The sequence below is a fragment of the Nocardia brasiliensis ATCC 700358 genome (assembly GCF_000250675.2).
Classification (GTDB): Bacteria; Actinomycetota; Actinomycetes; order Mycobacteriales; family Mycobacteriaceae; genus Nocardia; species Nocardia brasiliensis_B.
In genome coordinates this window covers 1,762,528-1,789,029 of sequence record NC_018681.1, presented here as the reverse complement: position 1 = coordinate 1,789,029, position 26,502 = coordinate 1,762,528, and the positions used below count along the sequence as shown (strand labels likewise).

Genomic DNA, 26,502 nt, shown 5'->3' with positions numbered 1-26,502 from the left:
CCCCGTTATTCGGGTCCGGCCGCGATACTGGACGGCGCGGAACGGGTGAATCGGATGAGGTCGCTCCATCGGTCGCCGCGGTCGTCACGGAAGGAAAAGCCCTCCGGCTCAGCGAGTTTCCGCAACTCTTCCGCGCTCAAACGGTCCGGATCGGGGAAGTACTCGTAGAAGACGAGTTGGCCGCCGGGTTTGATGACGCGAGCGAGGGCGCGCACACAGGCGGCGCGGTCCGGAACCTCGCCGATCACCGCCGCGAGGAACGCGAGATCGAATTGCCCGTCGGCGAAGGGCAGACCGGCGCCCGCGTCACCACTGTGGAAGCCCACATTGGCGCAGCCCGCCCGGCCGAGTTTGCGGCGCACCTTGTTTAGCATCTGCGGCTGGATATCGAAGAGTTCGAGCCTGCCGCCGGTGAGTTCCCTGGCCAGTTCGAGGCTGTAGAAGCCAGGACCGGGGCCGAGTTCCAAGACCTGTTCGGTCCCGGCCAACTCGAGCCGTTCGATCACCGACCGCGGGTTCGAGATGAACCGGCGCACGGGATTGTCCAGCAGGAACGCGGCCTGGTGGGGGTAGGGGAACTCGCCTAGTCGTCGTGTTTGCCGTAACAGGGTATCTACCCAGGTAGTCGACATACGCACCTCACAAAGGAGTCGATAAGGTTCACCTTACTCCTCCACTTGCATTGCGCCACAGTCGAACCGACGATCACACCCGGACCGCAGCGCCGAAGCCCTAGACGGTTAGGCAAACCTAAGTTAGGCTCCGCACGTGGCCGAAATGGTGTCGTTGGGCGAAGTCCAGGAAACGCTGCTGATCCCGCTGTACGGACGGGCGATCGACGCCCGGCAGCGCCGGAGCGTGCTGCACGACCGTAAGGCGATCGAACTCGTCGAGGCGATCGACTACGACTTCACCAAGTTCCGCGGACCGTCGCTCGCCGGATCGGTGCTGCGGGCCTCGATCTTCGACGAGTACGTGCGCGGGTTCCTGCGCGAGCATCCCGAGGGCACGGTCGTCGACCTGGGCTGCGGCCTGTCGACCAGGTTCGATCGCCTGGACAACGGCCGGCTGCGCTGGTTCGATCTGGACGTCGCGGACACGATGGCGTTGCGGCGCAAGTTCTTCGACGACGGCGAGCGCTACACCATGATCGCCGGGTCGATCTTCGACACGGACTGGTACACACAGGTCACCGAGCGGTCCGGGCCGGTGTTCCTGCTGAGCGAGGCGGTACTGCTCTATTTCCCCGACGAGCAGGTGCGCACCACGCTGAAACGGTTCGCCGCGACGTTCCCGTCGAGTCCGCTCGCCTTCGATACCGGCGGGACCATGATGATGAACAGCCAGGATCGCAATCCGGTGTTCAAAGCGGTTCCCGCGCGGATGAAATGGATCTGCGACGACCCCGCGGAACTCGAACAGTGCGGTCTGCGGCTACGCGAATCGCGCACGTTCGCGACACCCCAGCCCGCCGTCGCCCGGACCTGGCCGGCCCGATACCGCTACGGCCTCAAAGCCTTCGGCTGGACGACGCCGGTGAAGACGTATCGGCTCAACCTATTCAGCACCGTCGGACGGGTCTGACTTGCGCAGCACCGCTCGATACTCCCAGGCCTCCCACAGCGGATGCCGCGCCGAATACCGTTGATCGGCAAGGATTTCCACGCCGTCCAGCTCCATTCGCTCGGCGGCCAGGCCCGTTCCCTCCAGTAGCAACAGCAGGTCCGCGGGGGCGTAGCAGCGACCGAACTGATCGAGGGCTTCCGCCTCGCGGCCGACGGGCCACCAGCGGTCGTTGAAACGACCGGCCACCGGGTCGTAGTCGTTCGAATTGGCCAGATCGATGGTGTAGGTGTCGTATTCGAGCTCACCGGCGATACGCGCCCACTTCCAGGGGCTGAACACGTCGACGATCATGCGGCCGCCGGGTGCGAGCCATTCCCCGCTGACCCGGCGCAGCAGGGTGCGCTGCTCGGCGTCGGTGCCGATACCGAAACCGTTCCAATAGACCACGCAATCGAACGGCCCGTCGAGCTCGACGGTATAGAAATCGCCCTCGACCACCTGCAGATCACGCCCCTCGACCCGTTCCGCCGCCTGGCGCGCACGCGTCGCGCTCAATTCGACCGCGACCACCGAGTAGCCGCGATCTGCCGTGACGGCCGCGGTGATGCCGCTGCCCGCGCCGAGTTCCAGAATCCGCCGCACACCCGGACCACCCAGCCGGGCGATCGCGTCGGCACGCTGAAAGTCTTTCTCCTGCACCGTCTGTGGACCCCACCAGAGCGGCGCGGTCTCGAAGAACGGTTGCACCCAGTCCATGACCACGCTCCCACCGGTCGGCCGCGGGCGAGCCGATCAGCCCACCACCTCGCATCCTGCCTCGGCGATCGCGCCGGGGAAAGCGAATATTCGCGCGTGACCCACCGTCCATGTTGTGGCACAGCCGGTTTCACCGGCGGCGAGCGACCGGTCAGTCCGGTCGGCGCACCACGCAGACCGAACGCTGCGCGTCGTAGCGGGCCTGATCGAGGCAGCGAAAGTGCAGGGTCGCCATGCGGCGGTTCGCGGAATCCAGGCAGCGGTAGAACACCGCGTCGTCGTCGGGGTCGGCGTAATACCCCTCGTCCTTGTTCGCGTCCTGACAGAAATCGACGCCCGCCTCCAGCGGCACGACCGCGTACTGCCTGATCACCGCACCCCGGCCCGCCGCGTCGGGCAGATCCACCGCCGCCATGGTCGTCAGGGTGAGCAACGCGACCCCCAGGGACGGCAGCGCGGCGGTCGCGGCCCCGGCGACGAGCACGCCCGCACGGCACACGGGGGCGGTTCGGATCTTCACGGCAGTCCCTATCTACCCCGGTAACGAGGTGTCGACGGTTAGCTACTCCCCTGTATTCGGCTTCACGCACACCCTGGATCGGACTTCCCCCGGGCGAAAACCGGGTGAACCTACCGCTGCCGCTGGTTTACCACGGGCCCCGATCCGGACCATTACCCCTATGCGGCAACCGAAAACGGATTCGTTAGCCGAAAACTTCTGTGACGTGTCGCACAATCGGTTTAGCAGCAAACTCCCTGCGTAGGTAACGGTTCGGCAACTACCGAGGGTCCCTTCCAAGATCGGCAGCACCGTTCATTTGCCTATCGTTCACCCTGTGTTAACTATCTGTGACCATTCTGCGATCAGGTCAAGAAGCGACCTGGAGTTTGGTTACACCGAGGAGTTGTTCACCCACATTCGGAAAACGACCGCAACGGTAGGCACCGTGCCCGCCGCGGTCGGCGGATCGGGATCCGGCAACGGACCCGCGAACCCAACCTTCCGCCACTTTCTCCGCATCGAGGATGCGGAGTCCCCCCGCGACATCGCGGCCGGGCTCGCAGTGAGCGCCCCGGCATCGCCGCACTGAACGCGTCGCGTTTCGGGACCAGGACGTCCCGCACAACAAAACCCCACAAAAGCACATCAGCCCGTCCCGGCGAGCGCCGACCCTGCGCGCCCCGCCTCGGATCCGTGCTGCCCGCGCGCGCCCGGATCGAAACCTGTCCCCGACAAAGGAACCGATTTCGCAATGCCTGACAGACGCTTTTTCCCGCTCCGCCGCTCCTCGCTCCGCGAGGGTTGCACCGTCGCGATCGCGGCGGCCGGCATCGTCGCCGTGGCCGCCTCCTCCGCCGTCTCGGTGGCCGACGACAGCGTCCCGTCTCGCATCGCACTGGTCGCCGACCGGCACCTGGCCGCCCAGCCCGTCGCCGCAGCCCTCCCGGCGCCCATGCCCGCCCCGCTGCCCGCACCCGAGCCCGAGCCGATCCCGGCGCCGATGCCCGCGCCGACCTACCCGGACAACCTGGACGGCTGGATCCGCCAGGCGCTCGACATCATGGCGGCGAACAACATCCCGGGCAGCTACGACGGCATCCTCCGCAACGTGATGCGCGAGTCCACCGGAAACCCGCAGGCGATCAATCTGTGGGACTCCAACGCCGCCGCGGGCATCCCGTCCAAGGGCCTGCTCCAGGTGATCGATCCGACCTTCCGCGCCTACCACGTCGAAGGCACCTCCTGGGACATCTACGACCCGGTCGCCAACATCGCCGCCGCCTGCAACTACGCGGCGCGCACCTACGGCTCGATGGACAACGTGCACGGCGCGTACTGAGCCGCGTACACCGACGCCTTCCCGCGCCTCCGGCGGGGAGGCGTCGTCGCGTCTGTGCCGACCTGCGACTAGGGTCGTTCACCACCCGACCCTTTGGACTTCCGCGATGACCGATTACGCGCACAGCGACGCGGCGGCCAAGAGCCGCGCCGAAAAAGCCAAACGCCTCGCAGGCTATATCTGGCAGCGGGGCATCACCGGGCCGGAACTGCTCGCGATGCCGGCCGCGACGCGCCGCAAGCTCGCCAGGGCCGCCGAGACCAACCCGCCGAGCACCGAGGAGACCTGGGGCACCGTCGCGGCACTGCTGACGGACAAGGACGAGTGGGCCGCGCGCCATCCGGACCATCCCGCCGCGCAACGCACGAACACCGACGAGAAGCTGCTCTGGGTGAAGCCGCCCATCACCCCGTGGTCGTAGCGAAAGACCTTGCCCAGCAGCGGTTTCAGCGCCACTGACGGGCGGTTCGGTACGCTGGTGCCATAGACCCGCCGTCGACGATGACGTGATGGAGACCGCTATGACCGAGCGCAAGCCCGCGAGCCTCGATTTCGAATCGTGGATCGACAAGCAGATCCGCGAGGCGACCGAGCGCGGCGAATTCCGGAACCTGCCCGGCGCGGGCAAGCCGATCCCGCGCGGTAGCGACGACGAGAACTGGTGGCTGAAGGGCTATCTCCGCAAGGAGGGCGTGCGCGGCGACGCATTGCTGCCGCCGTCGATCCTGCTGCGACGCGATATCGAACGGCTGCCGGAGACCGTGCGCGAACTGCAGTCCGAGCGCGCCGTCCGGGAGACGGTGCGCGAGCTCAACAAGCGGGTCGTCGACTGGTTGCGCCTGCCGCACGGCCCGTACGTGCAGGTCGCGCCGGTGGACACCGAAGAGATCGTCGAGCAGTGGCGCGCCGGACGCCGCAAGCCGCAGCGCCCGGCGCCCGCCCCGGTGGCGCCGCCCGAGCAGCCCGGCGTCAGCTGGTGGCGTCGGCTCTTCGGCCGCTAGGACGCCTGACGGGTGCCGACCGAGGACTCCTCGACCGCGGTGACGACCTTGTCCGAGAGCGCCTGAATCGCTTCGGCCTCAGCGGGATCCACGCAATCGATGAATATCTCCCGGACCAATCGGACGTGATTGGGGGCCGCGCGTTCGAGCAGGCGGCGGCCCGCCGGAGTCAGCTGGACGAGCACGCCGCGCGCGTCCTCGGCCACCGGCTGCCGATCGACGAGTCCGCGCGCGTCCATCCGTGCCAGATGCTTGGACAGCCTGCTCTTCTCCCAGCAGACCTCGGCCGCGAGATCCTTGGCCCGTAAGCAGTCACCCGGCGCGGCCGACAGTGCGACCATCAGCTCGTAGTCCGCCGCGGACACGCCGTCCTTGGTCAGGCCGGCGGCCAGCGCCGCGTCCAGCCGCTGCCGCATGCGGACGTACGCCGTCCACGTCACCTGCTCCTCATCACTGAGCCACTCCATGGGAATGAAGTCTAGACCCAGTTGGTTGACATGGACACCAACCCGCTCAGGAGGTCACGATGCCCGCCATCACCGTCCCCGACATCATGGTGCTGCCGCGCCTGCCCCGCCCCACCGAGACCATGCGCCACCGGGCCGTGCGCAGCGTGGTCAGCGCCCCCAAGCAGCGCGAAGGCGCCGGTTTCGAGGTACGCAGGCCCTTCCCGAGCATGGACCTGCGCACCGCCGACCCGTTCATCCTGCTCGACCAGATGGGTCCGGTCGCTTATGAACCGCATGAGGCCAAAGGTGCACCGTGGCATCCGCACCGTGGCTTCGAAATCGTCACCTACGTCATGGACGGCACCATGGTGCACCACGACTCCAACGGCGGCGGCGGTGTGATCGGCGAGGGCGACACCCAGTGGATGACCGCCGGCTCCGGCATCCTGCACGACGAGCTGCCCGCCGAGGAACTGGTCGTCGCGGGCGGCTGGTTCCACGGCATCCAACTGTGGGTGAACCTGCCGCGCGCACTCAAATTCGCCGCGCCGCGCTATCAGGATCTGCGCGGCAGCGAACTGACGCTGGTCACCTCGCACGACGGCGGCGCGCTGGTCCGGCTCATCGCGGGCTCGGTCGGCGGTTTCGACGGCCCCGGTTCCACCTACACCCCGATCGCGTACGCGCACGCCTCGATCAGCCCCGGCGGACAGCTGGAAACGCCTTGGCCGCAGCACTTCACGGCGATGGCCTACATCCTGTCCGGCAGCGGCACCGTCGGCGCGGAACGCAGACCGGTGCGCGAGGGCCAACTGGCGGTATTCGGTCAAGGCGACGCCATCACCGTGAGTGCCGATGCGGCGCAACACAATCGGAGCGGTGAGTTGGAAATGTTGCTGCTCGGTGGCCGGCCGATCAAAGAACCGGTCGTGCAATACGGGCCGTTCGTGATGAACACCCGCGCCGAAATCATCCAGGCGATGGACGACTACCAGGCCGGACGCATGGGAAACATCCCGGCAGAGCATCTGGCGGGCCATCGGCTCGGCGAGTGAGCACGGCCGCGGGCCGATCCCCTAATGCCCTAGTTCTCCGGCGACGCGGTTGACAAGAGGGCGAGCCGTCACAACAGTGGATGCGGCGTCCGGTCGGACGCCTATCCATCGCAGCAACTATTTAGAGGAATACATGAACGTTCGCCGGCTTACCTTCAGCGCTGCCGTCGCGGGACTGACCCTACTTGCGGCGCCGACCGCAGGGGCGCAGCCTCCCTCGGGTTCCTCCGGAACCGGATCGTCCGCCGTCGACACCGGATCGGCCGCGACCGGTTCGGCCGGTCTGACGCAGACCGGTTCCGCGGGCGGCGCTTTCGCCAACTGCGAAGACGCCAAGGCCGCCGGCCGGGCGCCGCTCTTTCGCGGCGAACCGGGCTACGGCCCGCACCTGGATCCAGATGGTGACGGGTTCGCCTGCCCCACGGTCTGATACCCGTGAAAAACGAACACCCGGTGTGACGTACACACCGGGTGTTCTGCTGTTCGGGGTTCGGCGAATCAGCGGAAGATCTTGAGCAGCACCAGCCCGACGACCAGCGCCGCCGCGCCGAGCAGGCTGTACTTCACCTTGGGCTCGTTCAGCTTTCGCAACACGATCTGCTTGCTGTCGCTGGCGATCCGCTGCGGATCGGCACGCACCGCGAGCTCGTCGAGCGTGCTCGCCAACCGTGTGCGCGCAGCCTCGATCTCCTGCTCGATCCGCTCGGTGTCCTTTGCCACGTTCCGGCCTCCTGTATTTGATATGCGCGCCAGGGCTCGAATCGCGGTGCGTGTTCGGCCGTCGCGGGTCACCCTCAGCTCCCGGACGAGTCTATCGGTCCGGTCGCAGTTCGCTCGAGCGCGCGGTGCCCTGTCACTCCCGACAAGTGTCGCGGCGGTCCGCGGGCGCGGGCCTGTCGTAATCGCCAGTGTCGTTCCGTCCGTCCCCGGACTGTCCTAGCCTTCGATTACCGTGCAGGACGTGACCGACAACCAACGACTCTCCCCCGGCGATGCCGCCCCCGATTTCACGCTGCCCGACGCCGACGGCAAGGACGTGTCGCTCGCCGACTACCGCGGCCGCAAAGTGATCGTGTACTTCTACCCCGCCGCGAGCACCCCCGGCTGCACCAAGCAGGCCTGCGACTTCCGCGACAACCTCGCCGAACTCGACGGCGCGGGCATCACCGTGCTCGGCATCTCACCGGACAAACCCGCGAAGCTGGCCAAGTTCCGCGACGCCGAACAGCTCACCTTCCCCTTGCTGTCGGACCCGGACAAGTCCGTGCTCACCGCCTGGGGCGCCTTCGGCGAAAAGACCATGTACGGCAAAACCGTCACCGGCGTAATCCGCTCCACCTTCCTCGTCGACGAGCAAGGCAAAATCGAGGTAGCCCAATACAACGTCCGCGCCACCGGCCACGTAGCCAAACTCCGCCGCGACCTGTCGGTCTGACCTACCGCGCGACGGAGCGGATGGCGTTCGCGTCACCGTCCAGCATCCGCTCCGAACCGATTTCTTCCCAAGCAGCACAGCAGTCGGCACCATCGCCTAACCGTGCCCCAGACGTAACCGTGGCTCGGCGCCTGGAAGCGGCGGCGGGTGTGGGTACGGTTGCGGTGTGCCGCGAGAGACCTTGACCAGAGAACAGATCCTGCGCGCGGCGGTGGAGGTATTGGATGCCGAGGGCGTTGCCGGATTGAACATACGACGCCTCGGCACCCAGTTGGGGGTCGCGTCGACAGCCATGTACTACTACGTCAAGAGCAAGGACGAGCTGGTCACCCTCGCCGCGGACCTCGTATGGCACGAAATCGAGCTGCCCGATCCGGATACGACCGAGTGGCGCTCCGCCGCCGCGGTGTTGGCGCGTGAGGTGTTCGCGATGGTCGAGAGGCATTTCTGGCTGATGCCGGCCATGAGCACCCACCTGATCCACGGGCCGGGCAAGGTGCGCTTCGACGAATGCTCCCTCGGCGTCTTCGAAAACGCGGGTTTCCGCGGGCGAGACGCGGACCGCGCCGCGGCGACCGTGCTGATGTTCGTGATCGGCGCTGCGCAAGGCTCGGCTGCCGAACGCGCGTCACAGGCGCGGCTGCGACAGGAGGACACCGAGGGCGCTCGCCTGCGCGACATACTCACCTATATCACCGAATCCGCCGCGCAGTTCCCCCGACTGCGGTCGCGCATGGACTCGACCGCGTCCGGATCGATCGAAACCATCTCCGGCAACGAAGGTTTCGAGTTCGGCCTGCACACGGTGCTCGACGGCCTGCAGACCCGGCTGGCGTCGGGTCAGGAGAAGTAGCTGCCGGCGGCGGGCAATGCCAGCAGGATGATCACCGCCACCGAACCTGCGGTCGCGAGCAACCACCGCAGCACGGTCGCAGGTCGATACCAAGACGGCAGCACATCGACCGCGGCGTGGAGCACGGCCCGGATATCGAGGCCCTGCACCCGTGGATCGTCGAGTCGGGCGAACACGGACACCGTCATCGGCACCGCGAACACCTGGATCGTGGTCACATAGCCGACACCGAGAAACACCAGCGGCTGCACGACCCAGGACAGCAGCCGCCCGAGCTCGTTACCGGTCAGATTCAGAATCGCCAGCGCTGTCAGTACCGCGGCGATCAGATATCCCACCACGAAGCCCCCTCGGCCTTCTTCCAGCCGAATCCCGTGCTCGGCAAGTATCTGCGGAGCCACACCCTGCCGCGCTGTCGCTTCCTCGGCAGCCCGCTGCGCGCGAGGACCGGCCGATCGATACGCGCCAAGCATCACTACGAACATTCCCGCCAACAGCAGCTGCAGCACGATCGCAAGAACCACACAGAACGGCACGCCATCTCCTCAACGATTTGAACAAAGCTAAAATTGACCTTAGCTGGGTTTTTATCTTTGTTCAACGATGAGCGCTACCCCTCGACGGAGCGGATGAATTGTTCGTAGCCGTCCAGGAGGCGGGCCAGGCCGAAGGCGAAGTCGGCGTCGTCCCAGTCGGCGTCGACCTCGTCGAAGGCCTGGGCGGTGAGGGCGCGGGTCAGGGCGGGGAAACGTTGGGGGTCGAGGACCCGGCTGAGCATGGCCGGGTACTCGTCGTTGTCTTCGTCGTCGCCGCCCATTTCGCGCGCCACCCGGAGGCGCCCGAGCACGTACAGCGAAACATTCATGACCAGTTGCAGTTTGGTCGACTCGGGCACCGCGGTGTCGTCGAACGTCGCCAGGCCCGCATCGAGCCAGGCCATATTGCACGGCCCGACCGGCGGCGTGACCATGGGCAGACTCAGGAACCACGGATGCCGCCGGATCTGTTCGACCTCGGCCCAGGCCCAAGCCTCGACCCCGACCCGCCAGCCCTGGCCGACCGGCAGCTCCGGGGGCTGCCCGAGCACCCGGTCCGAGACGAGCGCGAGCAGCGTGTCCTTGCTGTCCACATAGCGATACAGCGACATCGCGGTGAAACCGAGCTGCTTCGCGACCCGGCTCATCGAGAGCGCGCCGACCCCTTCGGCATCGGCGACCTCGATCGCGGCGTCGACCACCTGATCGAGGCTGAGCCCACGTTTCGGCCCGCGGGTGCCCTGCTCGTCCAGCCCCCACAGCAGGGCGAACGATTTGGCCAGCACCTCCGCGCCGCTCGTCTCCGGGGTGTCCGTCACTGTCGACCTCTTTCTCTGCAGCACCTCTTGCCCCGCGTCGAAAACTGCGTACTATCTAAACAAAGTTTAGGCCATACACAGTTTCGATCCGAGGAACACTATGACAGTTCCATCCATCCCCGCCGTCAGCATCAGCGGGTTGACCAAAGCCTTCGGCAGCCGAGCCGTGCTGGCAGGTATCGACCTCGAGGTCGCGGCGGGCACGGTCTTCGCGCTGCTCGGCCCGAACGGGGCGGGCAAGACGACCATGGTCCGCATCCTCGCGACGCTGGCCCGCGCCGATGGCGGCGAGATCCGCGTCGCCGGTCACGATCTGGCCCGCGAACCCGACGCCGTGCGCAAGCTCATCGGGGTCACCGGCCAGTACTCCGCCGTGGACGAGGTGCTCACCGGAGCGGAGAACCTGCGCCTGATGGGCCGTCTACTGCACCTGAGCAGCCAGGAATCCGCACGCCGGACAACCCGGCTGCTCGCCCGGTTCGATCTCACCGAGGCAGGCGCCGCCCGAGTCGCGACCTATTCCGGCGGGATGCGCCGCCGGCTCGACCTGGCGATGAGCCTGATGGGCCAACCGCGGATCATCTTCCTGGACGAGCCGACCACCGGCCTGGACCCACGCAGCCGCCGCGAGTTGTGGCAGGTGATCCGCGATCTGGTCACCGACGGCGTGACGATCTTCCTCACCACCCAGTATCTGGAGGAAGCCGATCAGCTCGCCGACCGAATCGCGGTGCTGCACAACGGAAAGATCGTCGCGCAGGGCACGGCGGCTGATCTGAAACAGCTCGCGCCCGGTGGGCACATTCAACTGTCCTTCGCGGATCGGGCCGGACTGGCCGCGGCCGCGCGGGCGGTGCCGGACGCCGAGATCGATGTCGACCAGCTGAAGCTGCTGGTGCCCTCGGACGGCAGTGTCGGCACCCTCAAACAGCTACTCGATCGGTTCGATAACCAGGCGATCACCATCGACGGTCTCGCCATCCACACCCCCGACCTCGATGACGTGTTCTTCGCGCTCACCGGGCATCCCACCGTGCAGAAGGCGGTAGCGCTGTGACCATATCGACCGTCGCGCAGGATTCGGCCACCATGCTGAGCCGCAATCTGCGCCATACCCTGCGCAGTCCCGATTCGATGATCGTGACGATCGCGCTACCCGTCGTGATCCTGCTGATGTTCGTCTACGTGTTCGGCGGCGCGATGAACGTCGGCACCGCCTATGTCGACTACATCGTGCCGGGCATCATTCTGCTGTGTGCCGGATTCGGTTCGGCGACAACGGCGGTCAGCCTGTCCACCGATCTGGACAACGGCATCATCGACCGCTTCCGGACCATGGCCATCGCCCGATCCTCGGTGCTCACCGGGCACGTCGTGGAAAGTCTGCTGCGCAACCTGATCACCACGACGATCGTGATCGGGGTGGCGGTCGCGATCGGCTTCCGGCCGACCACCGACCCGCTGCGCTGGCTGGCCGCCTACGGCATCATCGCGCTGTTCGTGCTCGCCCTGTCCTGGGTGGCGGCGGCACTGGGCGCGCTGGCGAAGAATCCGGAGGCCGCGAACGCCGCGACCTTCTTCTTCATGTTCCTGCCCTACGTGAGCAGCGCGTTCGTGCCACCGCAGTCGATGCCGAGCTGGCTGCACTGGTTCGCCGAGCATCAACCGGTGACCCCGGTGACCGAAACCATGCGCGGCCTGCTGCTCGATACCCCGATCGGAAACAGCGCATGGCTGGCCGTGCTGTGGTGCGCAGGTATCGGAATAGCAGGCTATTTCGCCGCGGGCGCACTGTTCCGCCGCCGCACGACAAACTGAGACTTCGGAGAAGAAAAGGTCCGGTGCTGGAGGGGCGCACCGGACCTTTCGTCTCGAGATGTCGTCGAACTAGACGGGCGAGAACTGCTGGGCCGCCCACTGCAGCATCATCCGGAAGTGGTTGTCCCACCACGCGTAGGACTCGGCGGTGAAGGCGGCCGGCGGCGGAGTCTCGCCGGGGAACAGCAGTGCACCGTTGGGCGCGCCAACCTTGTTCGTCCCCGGGAGCATGCCGGAACCGGAGGTCAGCGGGGCGACCGCGTTGGTCTCGGCCTCGTGCGCCGCGCCCTCCACGAGCAACGGCTCCGGATGCTCCAGGCCGCTGCCCCAGCGCTGGGTGCTGAAATCCGGCCGGATGTCCGCCGGATCGATGGTCACCACGGTCAGATCCGGCGCGTGCGCGGCGACCGGCACGCGCCGGTCGAGCACCGGGCCGTCGCCACCGCGATCCTCGTCGGTCGCGCCGCCCGGCCCGCCCGCGACCATCTTGGACTCGGCGGTGACGTGCGCGTCCTTCACGACCGCACCGGGCAGCGTCCGCGACGAACCGCCCGCGACGTAAACCCCGCCTACCACGAGACCGCCCGCGAGGACGCTGGCCGCCGCGAACACCGCCGTACCGCCGCGCACCCGCCGCACCTTCTCCGGTGCGAGGCCGAACTCGTCCAGATCGGCCATCGCGTACAGCGCCGCACCCGCGGCGGACGCGGCCGAGGCCGTCTTGCACGGAATCACCGGTGCGCCGAAACCGTCCACGGCCGCGACGACCGCGGGTTTGCCTGCGGCGGAGCCGATCAGCACCACCGCGTCGGGCCGGACCGCGGCCGCCTCGAACTGGTCCCAGGCCGCCGTGACCGCGGCGCCCATCGCCTCGGCGGTCGCGCCGCCGGACTGACTGGTCGCCGCGACGATCCGGCGCCGCTCCCGATCGACCAGCGTGAAGGCCTGGTACCCGGGCACGACCTCACAGATCAGCAGGTCGTCGAACTCGTCGAGCCAGGTCATCACGGCCGCCACGCTGAGGTGGGCCGATTTCGACGACACCAGCGAGGCCGTGTGCCATTGCCCGCTCGCCAGCCTGGTGACGATCGCGCGGCGCTCGGCCGCGTCCCGGTAGGTGACCGCGGCACCGGCGATCTCGTGCTCGGGACCGAGTTCGGCGGCGAGTTCGTCCATCGCCGTCTCGACCGCTTCCGCCAGTTCGGCCTTGCTGTCGCTGTGTGTGCGCCGCACCCGATGCAGCAGCACGCGCTCGGGTAGCCGGGAGCCGGTGTCGGCGAAAGCTACCGCGTGCACGGCGCCACGTTCGGTGGAGACGCCGAGAGTTACCACTGATCGACCTACCACTGATCGCGCCTTCCTGATCCTTTCGCGCGTCTGCAGCCACGCGCGCTCGGTATGTGTTCGACGCCGAATTCGATCCGGATGGGTGGTGAATTCGGACAGAAGAGGAACACGCAGATGCCCGGCGCGTGTCGTGCGAGTGTCCCTACCGTTAGCCTGGTTACGTGGAAGTACGCGCGGAGGCCAGGTCGAAGCAACGGCTGGACCCTGCGTTGGAGCTGCAGGACGACCCACAGGAGCTCATGCCGCGGCGACGGCCGACGCAGGAACGCAGCAAGCGAAAGTTCGACGCGCTCTTGCAGGCGTCCAGAGAACTGCTGGTAGAGGTCGGATTCGAATCGTTCACCTGTGAAGAGGTGGCGGCGCGGGCCGAGGTGCCGATCGGCACCCTGTACCAGTTCTTCGCCAACAAGTACGTGATCGTCTGTGAGCTGAACCGGCAGGATCTCGTCGCCGTGTCGCGCGAACTCGCCGATTTCCACGGCGAGATCCCGTCGCTGGACTGGCTGCGGCACATGAACCAGTTCGTCGACCACATGGCGAATCTGTGGATGACCGACCCGTCCCGGCGCGAGGTGTGGCTCGCGATGCAGTCCACCCCGTCGACGCGGGCCACCGGCGCGATCCACGAGAAGGAGTTCGCCGAGGTCGTCGCGCAGATGCTGCGCCCCCTCACGCCGCGTACCCCGCGGGCGCGGCGCACCATGATGGCCGAGGTCCTGGTGCACGTCGTCTACTCGATGCTGAACTTCTCGGTGCAGGACGAACAGAGCAACGCCGAGGCGGTGTCGGAACTCAAGCGGCTGATGGTCGCCTATCTGCTGGTCGCGGAGAAGGAATCACGCTCGGCCAGCCAGCGCTGACCACCGCGGCACGCCGGTTCCGCGGACACGCCTGAGCGATCTTGTCGCAATAGTGCGGTTTGTCGCAATCCACCCGGGAAACCGGCGCACCCTTTGTCGCCGAGCCGAAAGAGAGTTACTCTCCAGTTAATGGCGACCAGTCCGATCCCCGCGGACCGCCGCGCCCTGCTGGCTCGGCTGCTCACGCATGCCACCGACCTGACCACCACCGCGGTAGAACGCATGCGCGTCGAAGTGCCCTCGTACGGGCGGCTGGACACCGCACAGATCCTGCCGACGGCGGTCAGCACCGTCGAGCAGGTCCTGCGCACCCTCGCCACCGAGAGCGAGCTGACCGAACCCGAACTGGCCCTGTTCACCGAGCACGGCAAAACGCGTGCTCGGCAAGGGATTCCGGTGCACGAGATGTTCAACGGCTGGCGCTTCGCGGTGCGGGTGGCGACCGACGAGACCATCACCATGGGCCGCAAACTCGGGCTGACCGACCGGCAGTTGCTCGACCTGGCCAATGACATTCTCGCCGTGACCGATTCGGCGATCCTCGCGGTGGCGCGCGGGCACCTGGAGGTGGAATTCCAGCAGACCCTGCACGATCAGCAGCACCGGTCCGATCTGGTGCGCGGGATTTTGTTCGGCACCCTCGCCTCCGCCGAAATCCGGGTCCAGGCAGAGCGTTACGGCCTCGACTCGTTCCGCGTCTACCACGCGGTGCGGGCCCGGCCGAGCGCCGCCGTGCCGGCCGAAGCGTTGGTCAGAGCACTCGAACCCGCGGGTGATCGGCCGCACGCGCTGTTCGCGGTCATCGACGGTGACATCGCCGGAATCGTCGACACGGCACCGACCATCGAGCTGCCGACCGCGGTCGGGATCGGCCCGGCCGCCCGGCTGGACCGGATGGAACCGTCGTTCCTGCGCGCCACCCGCGCGATGGCGACCGCCGACGCCTTCGAACTCACCGGCGTGCACACCCTGGCCGACCTCGGACTGTTGCCCGCGGTGCTGGCCGACAGCGAGGTCGGCGAGGAACTCGATCGGCGCTATCTGCTGCCGCTGGGCGAAAGCGAAAGCGCGGCAACGCTGCTCGATACCGCACAGCACTACCTGAGCAGCGGCATGCGGGTGGACCACACCGCGAAAGAGATGGGCCTGCACACCAATACGGTGCGCTACCGGCTGCGCCGCTTCCAGGATCTGGTCGGGATCGATCTCACCGATCCCGACCGAGCCCTGGAAGCGTGGTGGGCGCTGCAGCGCAGGCGGCTGCGGCGCACCCACCGGGACTGATCGTCAGCCCTGGCCTTCGCGGCCTGCGATCAGATCGGCCAGTTCGCCCGGGTCCTCCAGCACCACCATCGCGGCGGCCATGTCGCCGTCGTGCGTGAGCGAGAGGTGAACCCGTGCGCGCGGCAGGAATTCGGCAGCCAGGCCGTGCAGCTTGATGCTCGGCCTGCCCCATGCGTCGTTGACCACTTCGATCAGCGGGTAGGGGTTGTCACCGATCTGCGGGCGGCGGGCGAACCGAGACGATGCCCAGGCCTTGAGCACCGCCTCCTTCGCCGCCCACCGCGCCGCATAGCTGCGTGCCGGATCGGTCCCCTTGCTCTGACAGTAGCGTCGCTCGCCCGCGGTGAAACTTTCCCGGAGCATGGTGGTTCCGGCACGTTCGAGCTGTTCGGCGAACTCGGAGACAGTCACCAAGTCCAAGCCGATACCGAGGATCGTCATAGAGCGGGAGCCTACGACGCGCTCTGGCCGCTCGCGCGCGAACCATCCGCCGCGAGTTGCGCATCCGATACCGCCGCTCCGCACGCGAAGCCGTCGGCCCGGTACGCGCCGTCGCCGCCGAGGCGCGCCTCGGTCGACAACAACACGTCGGCCTCGAGCTGCCGCGACTGCTTGGCCGGGGTGCCGTCGCCACCGAGGCGACGGTCGGCCGGGCGCTCGTACAGCGGCGCGCCGCCGCACATGGCCTCGGCGAAACGCTGCCGGCCCGCGAGCTGACGCTCCTGCGCCTGCCGCTGGTAGGCCTCGCGCCGGGACGGCTCGATCGCCTGGATGAACGCCTCCGGATGCACCACCGCGAGCAGCCCGTTGACGTGCCCGAAGCCGAGCGAGGTCAGCAGGCCCGCCTTCAACGGGAAACGCTCGCCGAAGCGCAGCGGCTCCCGTGCCCACACCAGGTGCGGGTAGGCCTGCATCTTGTCGTCGACACAGTCCAGGCTCCGGTTCGGCGGCACCACACCGTTTTCCAGCACCTGGCACAGGCCGATCAGCTGGAACGCGGCCGCGCCGCCCTTGGCGTGTCCGGTCAGGCTCTTCTGCGAGACGACGAACAGCGGTGCGCCCGCGGACCGCCCGATGGCCGTGGCGAGGCGGGTGTGCAGCTCGGACTCGTTGGGGTCGTTCGCCGCGGTCGAGGTGTCGTGCTTGGACAGCACCGCGATGTCGTCCGGGGTGACGCCGAGCTTGCGCAGTTCGGCGGCGATCCGGGACTCGCGCCCGCCGCGACCCGCGCCGAGCGCACCGAGACCGGGTGCCGGGATGGAGGTGTGCACGCCGTCGGCGAAGGACTGCGCGAAGGCGACCACACCGAGCACCGGCAGGCCCATCTCCACCGCCACGTCACCGCGGGCGAGCAGCACGGTGCCGCCGCCCTGCGATTCCACGAAGCCGCCGCGGCGACGATCGTTGGCGCGGGAGAAGTACCGATCGCTGATGCCCTTGGCGCTCATGGCCGCCGAGTCCGCGGTGGCGGACATGTCACCGAAGCCGACGATGCCCTCGATGCCGAGATCGTCGAAGCCGCCGGCCACCACCAGGTCGGCCTTGCCGAGGCGGATCTTGTCGACGCCCTCCTCGACCGACACCGCGGCCGTGGCGCACGCCGCCACCGGGTGCACCATCGCGCCGTAGCTGCCGACGTAGGCCTGCACCACGTGCGCGAGCGCCACGTTCGGCAGCGCCTCCTGCAGGATGTCGTTCGCCCGCGACTCGCCGAGCAGGTTGTCGATGTACAGCGAGCGCATCGAGGACATGCCGCCCATGCCGGTGCCCTGGGTGTTGGCGACCTGGCTCGGGTGCACCCAGCTCATCAGCTCGGCCGGACTGAAGCCGGAGCTGATGAACGCGTCCACCGTGCAGACGACGTTCCACAGGGCGACGCGGTCGATGGAGTTCACCATCTCCGCGGAGATGCCCCAGACGGTCGGATCCCAGCCGGTGGGGATCTGGCCGCCGACGGTGCGCGACAGCTTGGCCCGGCGCGGCACCCGAATCTCGGTGCCCGCCTTACGGATCACCGTCCAGTCGCCCGAATCCGGCACCGGCACGATCACCGTGTGCTCGGGGTCGGCCTCGTAGAAGGCGCGGGCCTCGGCCTCGCCGCCGACCGTGAAGGTCAGGTCCTGATCGAGGAACACCGAGGTCATCAGCGGCGCGCTGTTGTCGACCATGGCGCCGTCGTCGCCGTAGCGACGCACGCCGCAGCGCGCGATCACCGCGTCGTGGTACTTCTCGGCCAATTCCGACTCCGGTACGAAGTCACCGGTTTCGGCGTCGTACCAGCCCGGCTTGGGATCGTTCTCCCAGGTGACCAGGCCGGTGGTCCAGGCGAGTTCGAGCACGCCCGCGGCCGAGAGCTGGTCTTCGACCTCCATCTCGAACCGGGTGCGCGCGGAGCCGTACGGGCCGAGCTCGCCGGCGCCGACGATCACCACCATGTCGGCGAGATCTGCGGTGACCGTGCCCCATTCGGGCACCGGCAGCGCCGAGGACAACGCGGGCGGTGCGGGCAGCGCCGAAATGGTCGCGGCCGCATCGGCTTGCGCGGTCTCCGTGGCCGCCTGCTCCGCGGCCTGCTTGGCCAGTGCGGGCAGATCGAGCTTGGCCCTGGCCAATCCGCCGGTCAGGTCGATCTGCTGCGGGCCGGCCAGGGTGACCTGGCGCGCCCGCGAGGTGCACCACTTGAGCAGCTCGTCGGCCATCTCGGTGGTCGACCAGGTCTGCACGCCGGCCTCTTCCACCGCGGCGACCATCGGATCGTTGTGGCCCATCAGCCCGGTGCCGCGCACCCAGCCGATCAGCGCGTGCACCAGGGTGACCCGCGCGGACCACGACTTCTCCGCCCGCCACTTGGCCACCACCGCGTCCAGCGCGGCCTTCGACTCGCCGTACGCGCCGTCGCCGCCGAACATGCCGCGGTTGGGCGAACCCGGCAGCACCACATGCAGTTTCGCGTCGACGTCGTGGTCGGCGCCGAGCACCGACAGCCCGCCGATCAGCCGCTCCACCGACCAGAGCAGCACGCGCATCTCCATTTCCGCGCGCGCACCGGCATCGGAAAGGTCACCGGCCACCCGCGGCGCCGCGAACGGCAGCAGCATGGTCGGCGTCATCGCGTCCTTGGTCTTGATCTTCGCGCCGCCGGCGTTGTCGACCTGCTCGGTACCGATCCACTCGATGAGCGCGTCGATGTCCTGGTAGGACGCCATGTTGGCGGGCACCACCCACAGCGCCGCGCCGTGGCGGGCGTTGTCGCGGTACAGCTTCCGGTAGAAAGCGAGCCGGTCGTCGTTGAGACTCGAGGTGGTCACCACGACGGTGGCGCCGCCGCCGAGCAGTCGCCCGGTCACCGCGGCCGCGATGGAACCCTTGCTCGCGCCGGTGATCACCGCGATATCCGCGGACCAGATGCCGCGATCGTCGGTGCTCAGCGCGGCCTCGGCGATCTGCGCGTAGACCCCGGCCAGCACCGAACGGGCCTCGTGCTTGGCCCGCTCGCGCCACCAGTTCGCCTGTGCGGCAACGGCTTCACCCGCGCCGAGGTAGCCGGTCACCGGCAGCGCAGCGGTCTCGGCGTCATTGCCGAGCCACAGCCGGGCCAGGTCTTCGCGGGCGGTGGCCCACCGGTCGTCGAGCAACACGGCCTTGCGCGCGTCGAACGCGGGTGCGACCAAACGCGGCCAGTCCGAACCCAATTCGGCCGAGACCAGATCGACGAGCGAGGTGTCGGTCGCCTCCGGCGCGGACACCTGCTCGGTCAGGCCGAGCTGATCGAGCACCACCCGGGCGGCCGTGGCGAGCACGCCGTCGCGCCCGGTGATCTGTTCGGTGAACTCGCCGAGCGCGGCCGCGTCGACGGTGGCACCGCCGCCGCCACCGGCCGAGGGCAGCGACACCGCGAGACCGCGACGCGCGGCGACCGCTTGCACGGCGGCGTCGATGGCGGCGTCCACCGCGGCACCGTCACCCAGCGAACCACTGACCAGGCCACCGAGTTCGCCACCGCGGACGCTCGCGCCCTCGCGGGTGCCGAGCGAGACCTCGGCGGTGACATGGCTGGCCCAGCCGTCACCGAGTTCCCAGACCTTCTTCACGCGTTCGGCGATCGCGGCCGGGCGCTTGCCCGACGGGCCGAACACCTTGCGCAGGTGATCGCCGATCGAGTCGGTCAGCACCGAGCCGAACGGCTTGTAGGTGCGGGCGAGCCGCTCCACGGTCGCGGCGAGCGCACCCATGTCCGCGTCCGCCGCACCGTCGATGGCGCCGAGCGAGAGCTCCGAACCGAGGTCGACCAGCAGCTGGTTGCGGCGCGAGGACACACCGTCGCAGAGGCCCTCGATGGTGTCGACCGGGCCGATCTGATCCAGCCGCAGCTTCGTCCACAGCGCGATGAGCACCCGGGTGGCGTCGGCGGCGGTGAAGACGATGTCATCCGGGCGGGGGCCGCCGGAGCTCGGCGCCGGTGCGGCAACGGGCGCCGCCGCGGCGACGGGCGCTGCGGCCGTGGGGGTTTCGGCGATCTCGTCGGCGGGCTCGTCGACCGGCGCCGGGTCGGTGTCGGTCGAGTAGACGATCCCGGCCTCGCGCTCGATGTTGAGCACCTCGACCGTAGTGCCGCTGAACGCGGGCAGCTTCAATGTCTGACTCGCCAGGTTCGCCACGGTCGGCGTTGCGCCCAAACCGATTTCGACGAAACGCTCCACGCCGAGACCACCCGAGGCGATATCGGTGAACAGCAGGTCCTGGGTCTCGATCCAGCGCACCGGGCTGGCGAACTGCCAAGCGAGCAGTTCGACGAGCACGACGCGGCACAGCTCGGTCGGGCGCGCGGCCCAGCCCTCGAAGTCCGCCAGGACCGCGGCGAGCGGCTCGGACGGCACCAGATCCGCGATCTCCTGGATGAATGCGCGCTCCAGCGAGAACGGACGCGGCACCAGGTTCGGGATGTAGCGGCCGACCAGGACCTCCGGGTGCAGGTCGGCGGGCAGCAGCTGTTCGAGCTTGTGCCGGAATTCCGGCACACCCTTGCGCAGCACGGTGGAGTGGAACGGCACGTCGATGCCGGGCACCAGGATGTAGGCCCGCTTGCCGCCGAATTCGGTACGGCGACGGTCGATCTCGGCCTCCAGCGCTTCGAGTCCGGCCACCGTGCCCGCGATCGCGTACTGCGAACCGCGCAGGTTCAGGTTGACCACTTCGAGGAACTCGCCGACCTGGGCACCGATACCGGAGACGAAGTCGATCACCTCGTCGTCGGGCAGGCCCATCTGCGAGGGCCGGATGGCGGCCATCCGATAGTCGCTGCGGCCCTTGTCATCCCGCGGCACCAGCTCGTGCATCGCCGAACCGCGCTGGAACACCACCTCGAGCACCGCCTCCAGCGGCAGCACGCCGGCCACGGCGGCGAGCGCGTTGTACTCACCGACCGAGTGCCCGGCCAGCATCGCGCCCTCGATGAACGCACCGGCCTCCCGCAGTTCGGCCACCTGGGCGACACCGAGTACCGCCATCGCGACCTGGGTGAACTGGGTCAGGTGCAGCACGCCGTCCGGGTGCCGGTGTTCGACGCCGCGCGCCTTGAGGTAGGTCGGGTTGTCGCGCACCACAGCGAGAATCGAGAAGCCGAGCGCCTCCCGGGTGTGTTTGTCGGCGCGGTCCCAGATGGCCTTGGCGGCCTTGGACCGGGTGCGCGCGTCCAGGCCCATGCCCTTGCGCTGAATGCCCTGGCCCGGGAACGCGTAGACGGTCCGCGGCGTGGCGGTGCGACCGGTCGCGGTCATCACCAGATCGCCTGCGGCACGGCAGGACACCTCGATGATCTCGCCGCCCGCGTCCACCGCGACCCGCTCGACCCGCACGTCGATTTCCGCGCCGGGGCGAACCATGCCGAGGAAACGGGTGGTCCAGGCGGTCAGGGTGCGGGCAGGCACCGTGCTGTCGGGGTCGAGCGCCGACACCGCGTGCTGGGCGGCGGCCGAGAGCCACATGCCGTGCACGATCGGGCTGCCCAGACCGGCCAGCTTGGCCGCGGCATCACTGGTGTGGATCGGGTTGTGATCGCCGGAGACCGCGGCGAAGGCGTGCATGGTGCGCGGCGCGACCATGGTCACGTCGCGGCGACGCCGGCGCGGGGTGTCGGTCGCGGTGTCGGCGACCGTACCCGCCGCGCGCGGCGGATCGGTCAGCTCGCCCGCGCCGTTGCGGCCGCGGATGGCGAAGCGCTCGGTGAGCGTGGCGACGGTCGGCATGGACAGCCCGGTTTCCGGCCGGTCCAGCAGGCCCGCGATCCGCACCCGCACCTCGACCACGCGGCCGAGATCGGTGTCGAGCGTCTCCCCAGCTTCCGCACGGACCGCGAGAACGCTTGGGCTGGTGGGCAGTTCGCCCGCCAGGTGGATCTGGTGATCGAGATGTACCAGATCGAGCATGCCCTCGATCACGCTGGTGCCATCGGCGGCACGGGCCGCGCCGAGCACCGCGAACACGGCGGGCCAGCAAGCGCCCACCAGCACGTCCGGAACGGTGCGGCCCAGCGTGCTCAGCGCCGACGGCAGACCCGAACCGGTCACGCCCGCGTGATCGGCGATGAGGTCGGGGGTCCACGCGATGTTGAGGTGGGCGACCTTGCCCTTTACCTCGGGCAGGTCCTGTCCGGCAGCCACGGCGAGCAGTGCCGACATCGCCGCGGTGGCGTCGGCCTCGGTGACCACCGGTGCGCCACCGTTGTAGACGGCGGTGGGCACGGTGATCCGGATGCGAACCACGTTGCTGCCCAACAGCGGAACGGTCAGCTCGACGTACGAGTGCTCGGCGACCGGACCGGTGGTCTCGGTCAGCGTGGCGCCGCTCGGCGGGTGCACCGCACCCTTGCCGTCGACGGTCCACTCCGACAGTTCACCGAGCCGGTGCACCGGGTTGACCGTGGTACGCCCCGACCATTCGAGGTCGGGCGCGGCGAGCACGGTGTCGATCGCTCCGGTCGTCACGCCCGCGACGCGGCGCGCGTCGATCGCGACCGGCACCACACCGGCCCGCACCAGCGAGTAGGCCGTGTCCTGCTCGAAGCGGTCGAGCAGCTCGCCCACCGGCTCGTCGACCCGGGTGATCCCGGCGACCGCGACGGTGCCCGGGATGATGCACACCTGATCGGCGGAGTAGCGCGAATCATGGGCCTGCCACAGCGAATCCGAGCGCCACCAGCGGCGCACGTCACCGTCGACGACGGGCACGAAGTTCACCGGCTTGCCGGGGGTCTTGCACAGCGCGACGAAGAACGGCACGTCGGCCGGGTGCAGCTGGGTGTGCACGGCCGCCGGGTAACGCTCCTGCAGCGCGCACAGCGCCGCGACCGGGTTCTCGAAGGCGTCGTCGGCCGGGAACAGCGTCGGGATCTCGCCGCGGTCGGCCGGATGCAGCCGGGATTCGGTGCGGCGCATCATTTCCGCGAAACGATCGCGCCAGCTGATGTCGAGCCACAGCGAGCGGGTGGCGTCGGCGATCGCGTCACCGATATCGCTGCCGCAGTCGAAGTCCTTGCGGCGGTCCAGACCCACCGCGAGTTCGACGTAGCGCTGCAACCAATCCTGGTAGGTCATCGTGGCGACGTCGCCGAAATACGGCTTGGCCGTGCCGTTCAGCGCCGCGATGATCTCGTCCCGGCGCGCGGCGACTGCGTCGGCGTCACCGGCGACCTCGTCCAGCAGCCGGCCGGTGCGCGAGGCGGCGTTGTCGATCTCGTGGATGTCGGCGCCCAATTGGCTACGGCCCGAGGCCATTCCGCCGGACGCGGTGCCCGCACCGACCCAGTCGGGGGTGCCGGGGGTGTCCACCAGCAGCTGCTTCACCTCGGGGGCGGTGGTCGCCTCCAGCGTCGCCATCGCGGCCGTGCCGACCAGCACGCCGTCCAGCGGCATCACCGGGTAGCCGTGCGCGCTCGCCCACGCGCCGGTGAGGTATTCCGTTGCGCGCTCCGGGGTTCCGATGCCGCCGCCGACGCAGACCACCACGTTGTCCCGGCCGCGCAGCTCGGCGTAGGTCTCCAGCAGCAGGTCGTCCAGGTCTTCCCAGGAGTGGTGCCCGCCGGCCTTGCCGCCCTCGATGTGCATGATCACCGGGTAGTCCGGCACCTCGTCGGCGATCCGCAGCACCGCCCGGATCTGCGCGACCGTGCCCGGCTTGAACGCGACATGCGAGATGCCGACCTCGGTGAGCTCGTTGATCAGCGCGACGGCTTCCTCTAGCTCGGGAATGCCGGCGGTGACGATGACGCCGTCGAACGGCGCGCCCGCGGTGCGGGCCTTCTGCACCAGGCGCTTACCGCCCAGCTGCAGCTTCCACAGGTAGGGGTCCAGGAACAGCGAGTTGAACTGCACCGCGCGACCCGGCTGCAGCAGCGTCTTCAGCTCGGCGACCCGGTCGGCGAAGATCTGCTCGGTCACCTGACCGCCACCGGCCAGTTCGGCCCAGTGGCCCGCGTTCGCCGCCGCCGCAACGATTTTCGCGTCGACGGTGGTCGGGGTCATGCCCGCGAGCAGGATCGGTGAGCGACCGGTCAGCTTGGTGAACGCGGTCTCCACCACGATGCGGCCGTTCGGCAGGCGCACGGGGCGCGGCGCGAACTCCGTCCACGCGGCGGCGGTCTCCGGCGCGGCACCCGGGGTGAGCAGGCTGCGCTGCCCGGCGCGGGTCGCGGCGGCCACGATGCCGACGCCGGTGCCCTTCAGCGAACCACCGGTCAGCCGGGACAGCAGATCGCCGGGACCGAGGTCCAGAATCCATTGCGCGCCGGCGGCGACCACACCGTCGACGATCTCCACCCAGTCGATCGGGTCGACCAGGATCTCCTGCGCGAGCGCGCCGGCCAGCGCCGCGTCCAACCCACACTGGCCGGCCCACGAGGTCACCAGATCGACGGTGTCGGCCAGGGCCGGGTGGTGGAACGCGACATCGACGGCCACGTCCTCGAACACCGGCGCGAAGATCGCGCCGCCGCGCACCTTGCCCTCGCGCTCGGCGGCCTGCTTGTCATGGATCTGGGCGCAGCGCTGGCGCACCCGCTCCAGTTGCGCGGGAGCGCCGGACAGTACCGCGCGCCGGCGTCCGTTCCGGATCGACACCACCGCGGCCGCCGCCGGGTCGACACCCTCGGATACCTCGGCCACCACGGCACGCAGCTGTTCGGGGTCCACGTTCGACACCGCGACCATCGGCGAGCGCTCACCGACGGGCATCAGCCCGCGCCGGCGCGCCACCAGACCCGCGGCGGCACCGATCAATTGGGCCAGCGCGAGGATCTCGGCGTCGCGCTGACCGCCGGCCTCCACGGCCGTCGCCGCCAGCCTGCCCTGCGAGTGCCCCACGATCGCCACCGGCGCGTGCGCGGCCGGATCGAGACCTTGCAGCCGCAGCGCACGCATCGCGGCCACCTGAGAGAGCAGCACACCCGGCATCGAGACCGCGGCCGAACGCAGCACCTGCGCGGGCGGCGCGGCCGAGACCTCGCCCAGCTCGGTGTCGACCAGATCGTCTTCCAGCATCCAGCCCACCGGATCGAAGCCGACCGGGCGCACCACGAGCAGCTGCGCCGACACCGGCTCCAGCATCGCCTCCGCCTCGTTCACCAGGGCGGTCAGTTCGGGCTCCAGCGCGCTGTCGCGGCTGATGTCGGCGAGCTCGTCGAGCCACTGCGCGCCCTGCCCACCGAACGCGAGCGCATACGGCGTCCCGTTCAACAGGTGGTCCAGCAGCGGCGACCGCGTGCCTCCCGCGCGGGTGGCTCCACCGACCTTCGCGCTCTGTCCGGTACCGGCCTCGGTGCTCTCGTTGATCGTCAAGGCAGCTCGACTTCCTTCTCCTGGCGACATGCCCTCCGAGACACGCCGCTTCCTCCGGGCGCAGGTGATCCTCAGCGTTGGGGCCTGATAACGGCGAGGATTCCACAGAATCATGAGGAAATCCTCACGTTTGCTCGCCGGCGAAAGCGCTACCCTCGAGTATTTCGGTACTTACGTACCAGAATCACGACAAACATGACCCCTCCTCATGTTTGAACGCGCTGGTCTACCCGGTTACTAACACGTAGGAAACATGAGTGCTCCTCATGTTGAGATTTATCAAATCGTTATAATCCCTGGTAGGGTTACCGACCAGTACGCCACGCCCGCCCGGAGCTTCGCGAACGCGGTCAAGCCCGGTAGAGTTTGGACGGTCGTACCATCACGCGCGAGTGGCGAAATTGGCAGACGCGCCAGATTTAGGTTCTGGTGTCCACGGACGTAGGGGTTCAAGTCCCCTCTCGCGCACCATTCAACGGCACGCGTGTCGCGTTCGGGAGCCGTCCCGCTCCCCAACCCGACACATATGCCCCCACCAGCACTCTTTCAAACATTCCCCCGCTCGCGCCGCAAGTCGACGCCCCCGAGCACGCGATCACGACACACGCGAGAGATTTGCTCGGCAGAGTCAGGAACCAGCCGCGTACCCGACCGGCTGGCCTCTTCGGGATAACGGGCCGGTCGCTGGTCCAGAACTGACGAAGCCGCACCACGTCGGCGTGTCTCCCCTGCCACGTTTCCCCGAATCGATGCCAACCCAGCAACCAAGGTGTATGAGCCCCCGACCTCGCTCCCCCCAAGTCACAGCCCCGCCGGCCAGTCCACCGCTATGCCGCAGCTAGTCCTCGCGCTGCCATAGCTCGATACCGGGCCCGAGTCCCGCAACGCTCATCCGCGAGCAACCCCACACCGATACTGCAAAAAGCAGCCTCCACAACACATCCGACGGATCCACCCACCCAGCCCTACGGCGCACACCACGACGACCGCGCCGGCTGCCGCAGGTTCGAGCTTCGGCAGCTGACCCGAGCGCGCCACGAGATCGGCGTGGTC

22 protein-coding genes and 1 tRNA gene are annotated in these 26,502 nt (G+C 68.6%); 13 read left to right on the top strand and 10 right to left on the bottom strand.

The window, feature by feature from the left end:
- Positions 1 to 5 precede the first annotated feature (5 nt).
- Positions 6 to 632, bottom strand: a complete 627-nt coding sequence (locus tag O3I_RS07920; protein ID WP_041562479.1) for a class I SAM-dependent methyltransferase — start codon at positions 630 to 632, stop codon at positions 6 to 8.
- Positions 633 to 777: 145 nt separating this feature from the next.
- Here O3I_RS07920 and O3I_RS07915 point away from each other — a divergent pair, with 145 nt between their 5' ends.
- The gene (locus tag O3I_RS07915) at positions 778 to 1,584 is read left to right on the top strand and encodes a class I SAM-dependent methyltransferase (RefSeq protein WP_237748354.1); all 807 of its coding nucleotides are present in this window, start codon (positions 778 to 780) and stop codon (positions 1,582 to 1,584) included.
- Here the strand turns inward: O3I_RS07915 and O3I_RS07910 are convergent.
- Together O3I_RS07910 and O3I_RS07905 are read right to left on the bottom strand one after the other, a co-directional pair.
- Positions 1,558 to 2,322, bottom strand: coding sequence for a class I SAM-dependent methyltransferase (locus O3I_RS07910; protein WP_014982380.1), 765 nt, complete (start codon positions 2,320 to 2,322; stop codon positions 1,558 to 1,560). The two genes, O3I_RS07915 and O3I_RS07910, sit on opposite strands and share 27 nt — an antisense overlap.
- 151 nt (positions 2,323 to 2,473) lie before the next feature.
- A complete protein-coding gene (locus tag O3I_RS07905; protein WP_014982379.1) occupies positions 2,474 to 2,842 on the bottom strand; it encodes a chitin-binding domain-containing protein in 369 nt (122 codons plus the stop codon).
- A 733-nt stretch (positions 2,843 to 3,575) separates the two neighbouring features.
- Here O3I_RS07905 and O3I_RS07900 point away from each other — a divergent pair.
- The 3 genes from O3I_RS07900 to O3I_RS07890 all read left to right on the top strand — a co-directional run bounded on the left by O3I_RS07900 (position 3,576) and on the right by O3I_RS07890 (position 5,164).
- Positions 3,576 to 4,163 (top strand): transglycosylase SLT domain-containing protein, encoded by a 588-nt coding sequence (locus O3I_RS07900; RefSeq protein WP_014982378.1) that lies wholly within the window; start codon positions 3,576 to 3,578, stop codon positions 4,161 to 4,163.
- A 106-nt stretch (positions 4,164 to 4,269) separates the two neighbouring features.
- Positions 4,270 to 4,584 (top strand): hypothetical protein, encoded by a 315-nt coding sequence (locus tag O3I_RS07895; protein ID WP_014982377.1) that lies wholly within the window; start codon positions 4,270 to 4,272, stop codon positions 4,582 to 4,584.
- 100 nt (positions 4,585 to 4,684) lie between these two features.
- Complete coding sequence (locus tag O3I_RS07890) at positions 4,685 to 5,164, top strand: DUF1992 domain-containing protein (RefSeq protein ID WP_014982376.1); 480 nt, start codon at positions 4,685 to 4,687, stop codon at positions 5,162 to 5,164.
- Here O3I_RS07890 and O3I_RS07885 read toward each other — a convergent pair.
- The gene (locus O3I_RS07885) at positions 5,161 to 5,631 is read right to left on the bottom strand and encodes a MarR family winged helix-turn-helix transcriptional regulator (protein ID WP_014982375.1); all 471 of its coding nucleotides are present in this window, start codon (positions 5,629 to 5,631) and stop codon (positions 5,161 to 5,163) included. The genes O3I_RS07890 and O3I_RS07885 overlap by 4 nt on opposite strands.
- 59 nt (positions 5,632 to 5,690) lie before the next feature.
- Between O3I_RS07885 and O3I_RS07880 the strand changes: the two genes are divergently transcribed.
- Together O3I_RS07880 and O3I_RS07875 are read left to right on the top strand one after the other, a co-directional pair.
- On the top strand, positions 5,691 to 6,668 hold the full coding sequence (locus tag O3I_RS07880; protein ID WP_014982374.1) for a pirin family protein: 978 nt from the start codon (positions 5,691 to 5,693) through the stop codon (positions 6,666 to 6,668).
- A 133-nt stretch (positions 6,669 to 6,801) separates the two neighbouring features.
- Complete coding sequence (locus O3I_RS07875) at positions 6,802 to 7,098, top strand: excalibur calcium-binding domain-containing protein (protein ID WP_014982373.1); 297 nt, start codon at positions 6,802 to 6,804, stop codon at positions 7,096 to 7,098.
- Between the two features lie 68 nt (positions 7,099 to 7,166).
- Here O3I_RS07875 and O3I_RS07870 read toward each other — a convergent pair whose 3' ends face one another.
- Positions 7,167 to 7,388, bottom strand: a complete 222-nt coding sequence (locus O3I_RS07870; RefSeq protein ID WP_014982372.1) for a DUF3618 domain-containing protein — start codon at positions 7,386 to 7,388, stop codon at positions 7,167 to 7,169.
- Positions 7,389 to 7,629: 241 nt separating this feature from the next.
- Between O3I_RS07870 and bcp the strand changes: the two genes are divergently transcribed.
- A complete protein-coding gene (gene bcp / locus O3I_RS07865; RefSeq protein ID WP_014982371.1) occupies positions 7,630 to 8,103 on the top strand; it encodes a thioredoxin-dependent thiol peroxidase in 474 nt (157 codons plus the stop codon).
- Positions 8,104 to 8,269: 166 nt separating this feature from the next.
- Positions 8,270 to 8,956: a TetR/AcrR family transcriptional regulator gene (locus O3I_RS07860; protein ID WP_041562478.1), complete on the top strand. Its 687-nt coding sequence runs from the start codon at positions 8,270 to 8,272 to the stop codon at positions 8,954 to 8,956.
- Here O3I_RS07860 and O3I_RS07855 read toward each other — a convergent pair.
- On the bottom strand, positions 8,944 to 9,492 hold the full coding sequence (locus O3I_RS07855; protein ID WP_014982369.1) for a hypothetical protein: 549 nt from the start codon (positions 9,490 to 9,492) through the stop codon (positions 8,944 to 8,946). The genes O3I_RS07860 and O3I_RS07855 overlap by 13 nt on opposite strands.
- Positions 9,493 to 9,566: 74 nt before the next feature.
- A complete protein-coding gene (locus O3I_RS07850; RefSeq protein WP_014982368.1) occupies positions 9,567 to 10,310 on the bottom strand; it encodes a TetR/AcrR family transcriptional regulator in 744 nt (247 codons plus the stop codon).
- Between the two features lie 100 nt (positions 10,311 to 10,410).
- On the opposite strand from O3I_RS07850, the gene O3I_RS07845 reads away from it, so the two are divergent.
- Both O3I_RS07845 and O3I_RS07840 read left to right on the top strand, forming a co-directional pair.
- On the top strand, positions 10,411 to 11,367 hold the full coding sequence (locus O3I_RS07845; RefSeq protein ID WP_014982367.1) for a daunorubicin resistance protein DrrA family ABC transporter ATP-binding protein: 957 nt from the start codon (positions 10,411 to 10,413) through the stop codon (positions 11,365 to 11,367).
- Between the two features lie 32 nt (positions 11,368 to 11,399).
- Positions 11,400 to 12,128 (top strand): ABC transporter permease, encoded by a 729-nt coding sequence (locus O3I_RS07840; protein ID WP_041563511.1) that lies wholly within the window; start codon positions 11,400 to 11,402, stop codon positions 12,126 to 12,128.
- Positions 12,129 to 12,197: 69 nt separating this feature from the next.
- Here the strand turns inward: O3I_RS07840 and O3I_RS07835 are convergent, their stop codons facing one another.
- Positions 12,198 to 13,475, bottom strand: a complete 1,278-nt coding sequence (locus O3I_RS07835) for a hypothetical protein (RefSeq protein ID WP_141691692.1) — start codon at positions 13,473 to 13,475, stop codon at positions 12,198 to 12,200.
- Positions 13,476 to 13,714: 239 nt separating this feature from the next.
- Between O3I_RS07835 and O3I_RS07830 the strand changes: the two genes are divergently transcribed.
- Both O3I_RS07830 and O3I_RS07825 read left to right on the top strand, forming a co-directional pair.
- Positions 13,715 to 14,335, top strand: a complete 621-nt coding sequence (locus O3I_RS07830) for a TetR/AcrR family transcriptional regulator (RefSeq protein ID WP_226887505.1) — start codon at positions 13,715 to 13,717, stop codon at positions 14,333 to 14,335.
- A 129-nt stretch (positions 14,336 to 14,464) separates the two neighbouring features.
- On the top strand, positions 14,465 to 15,619 hold the full coding sequence (locus O3I_RS07825; RefSeq protein WP_014982363.1) for a PucR family transcriptional regulator: 1,155 nt from the start codon (positions 14,465 to 14,467) through the stop codon (positions 15,617 to 15,619).
- 3 nt (positions 15,620 to 15,622) lie between these two features.
- On the opposite strand, the gene O3I_RS07820 is transcribed toward O3I_RS07825, so the two are convergent.
- A complete protein-coding gene (locus tag O3I_RS07820) occupies positions 15,623 to 16,060 on the bottom strand; it encodes a holo-ACP synthase (RefSeq protein WP_014982362.1) in 438 nt (145 codons plus the stop codon).
- An 11-nt stretch (positions 16,061 to 16,071) separates the two neighbouring features.
- Positions 16,072 to 25,449: a type I polyketide synthase gene (locus O3I_RS07815; RefSeq protein WP_014982361.1), complete on the bottom strand. Its 9,378-nt coding sequence runs from the start codon at positions 25,447 to 25,449 to the stop codon at positions 16,072 to 16,074.
- 386 nt (positions 25,450 to 25,835) lie between these two features.
- Between O3I_RS07815 and O3I_RS07810 the strand changes: the two genes are divergently transcribed.
- Positions 25,836 to 25,920: transfer RNA gene (locus O3I_RS07810), tRNA-Leu, on the top strand.
- Positions 25,921 to 26,502 lie beyond the last annotated feature (582 nt).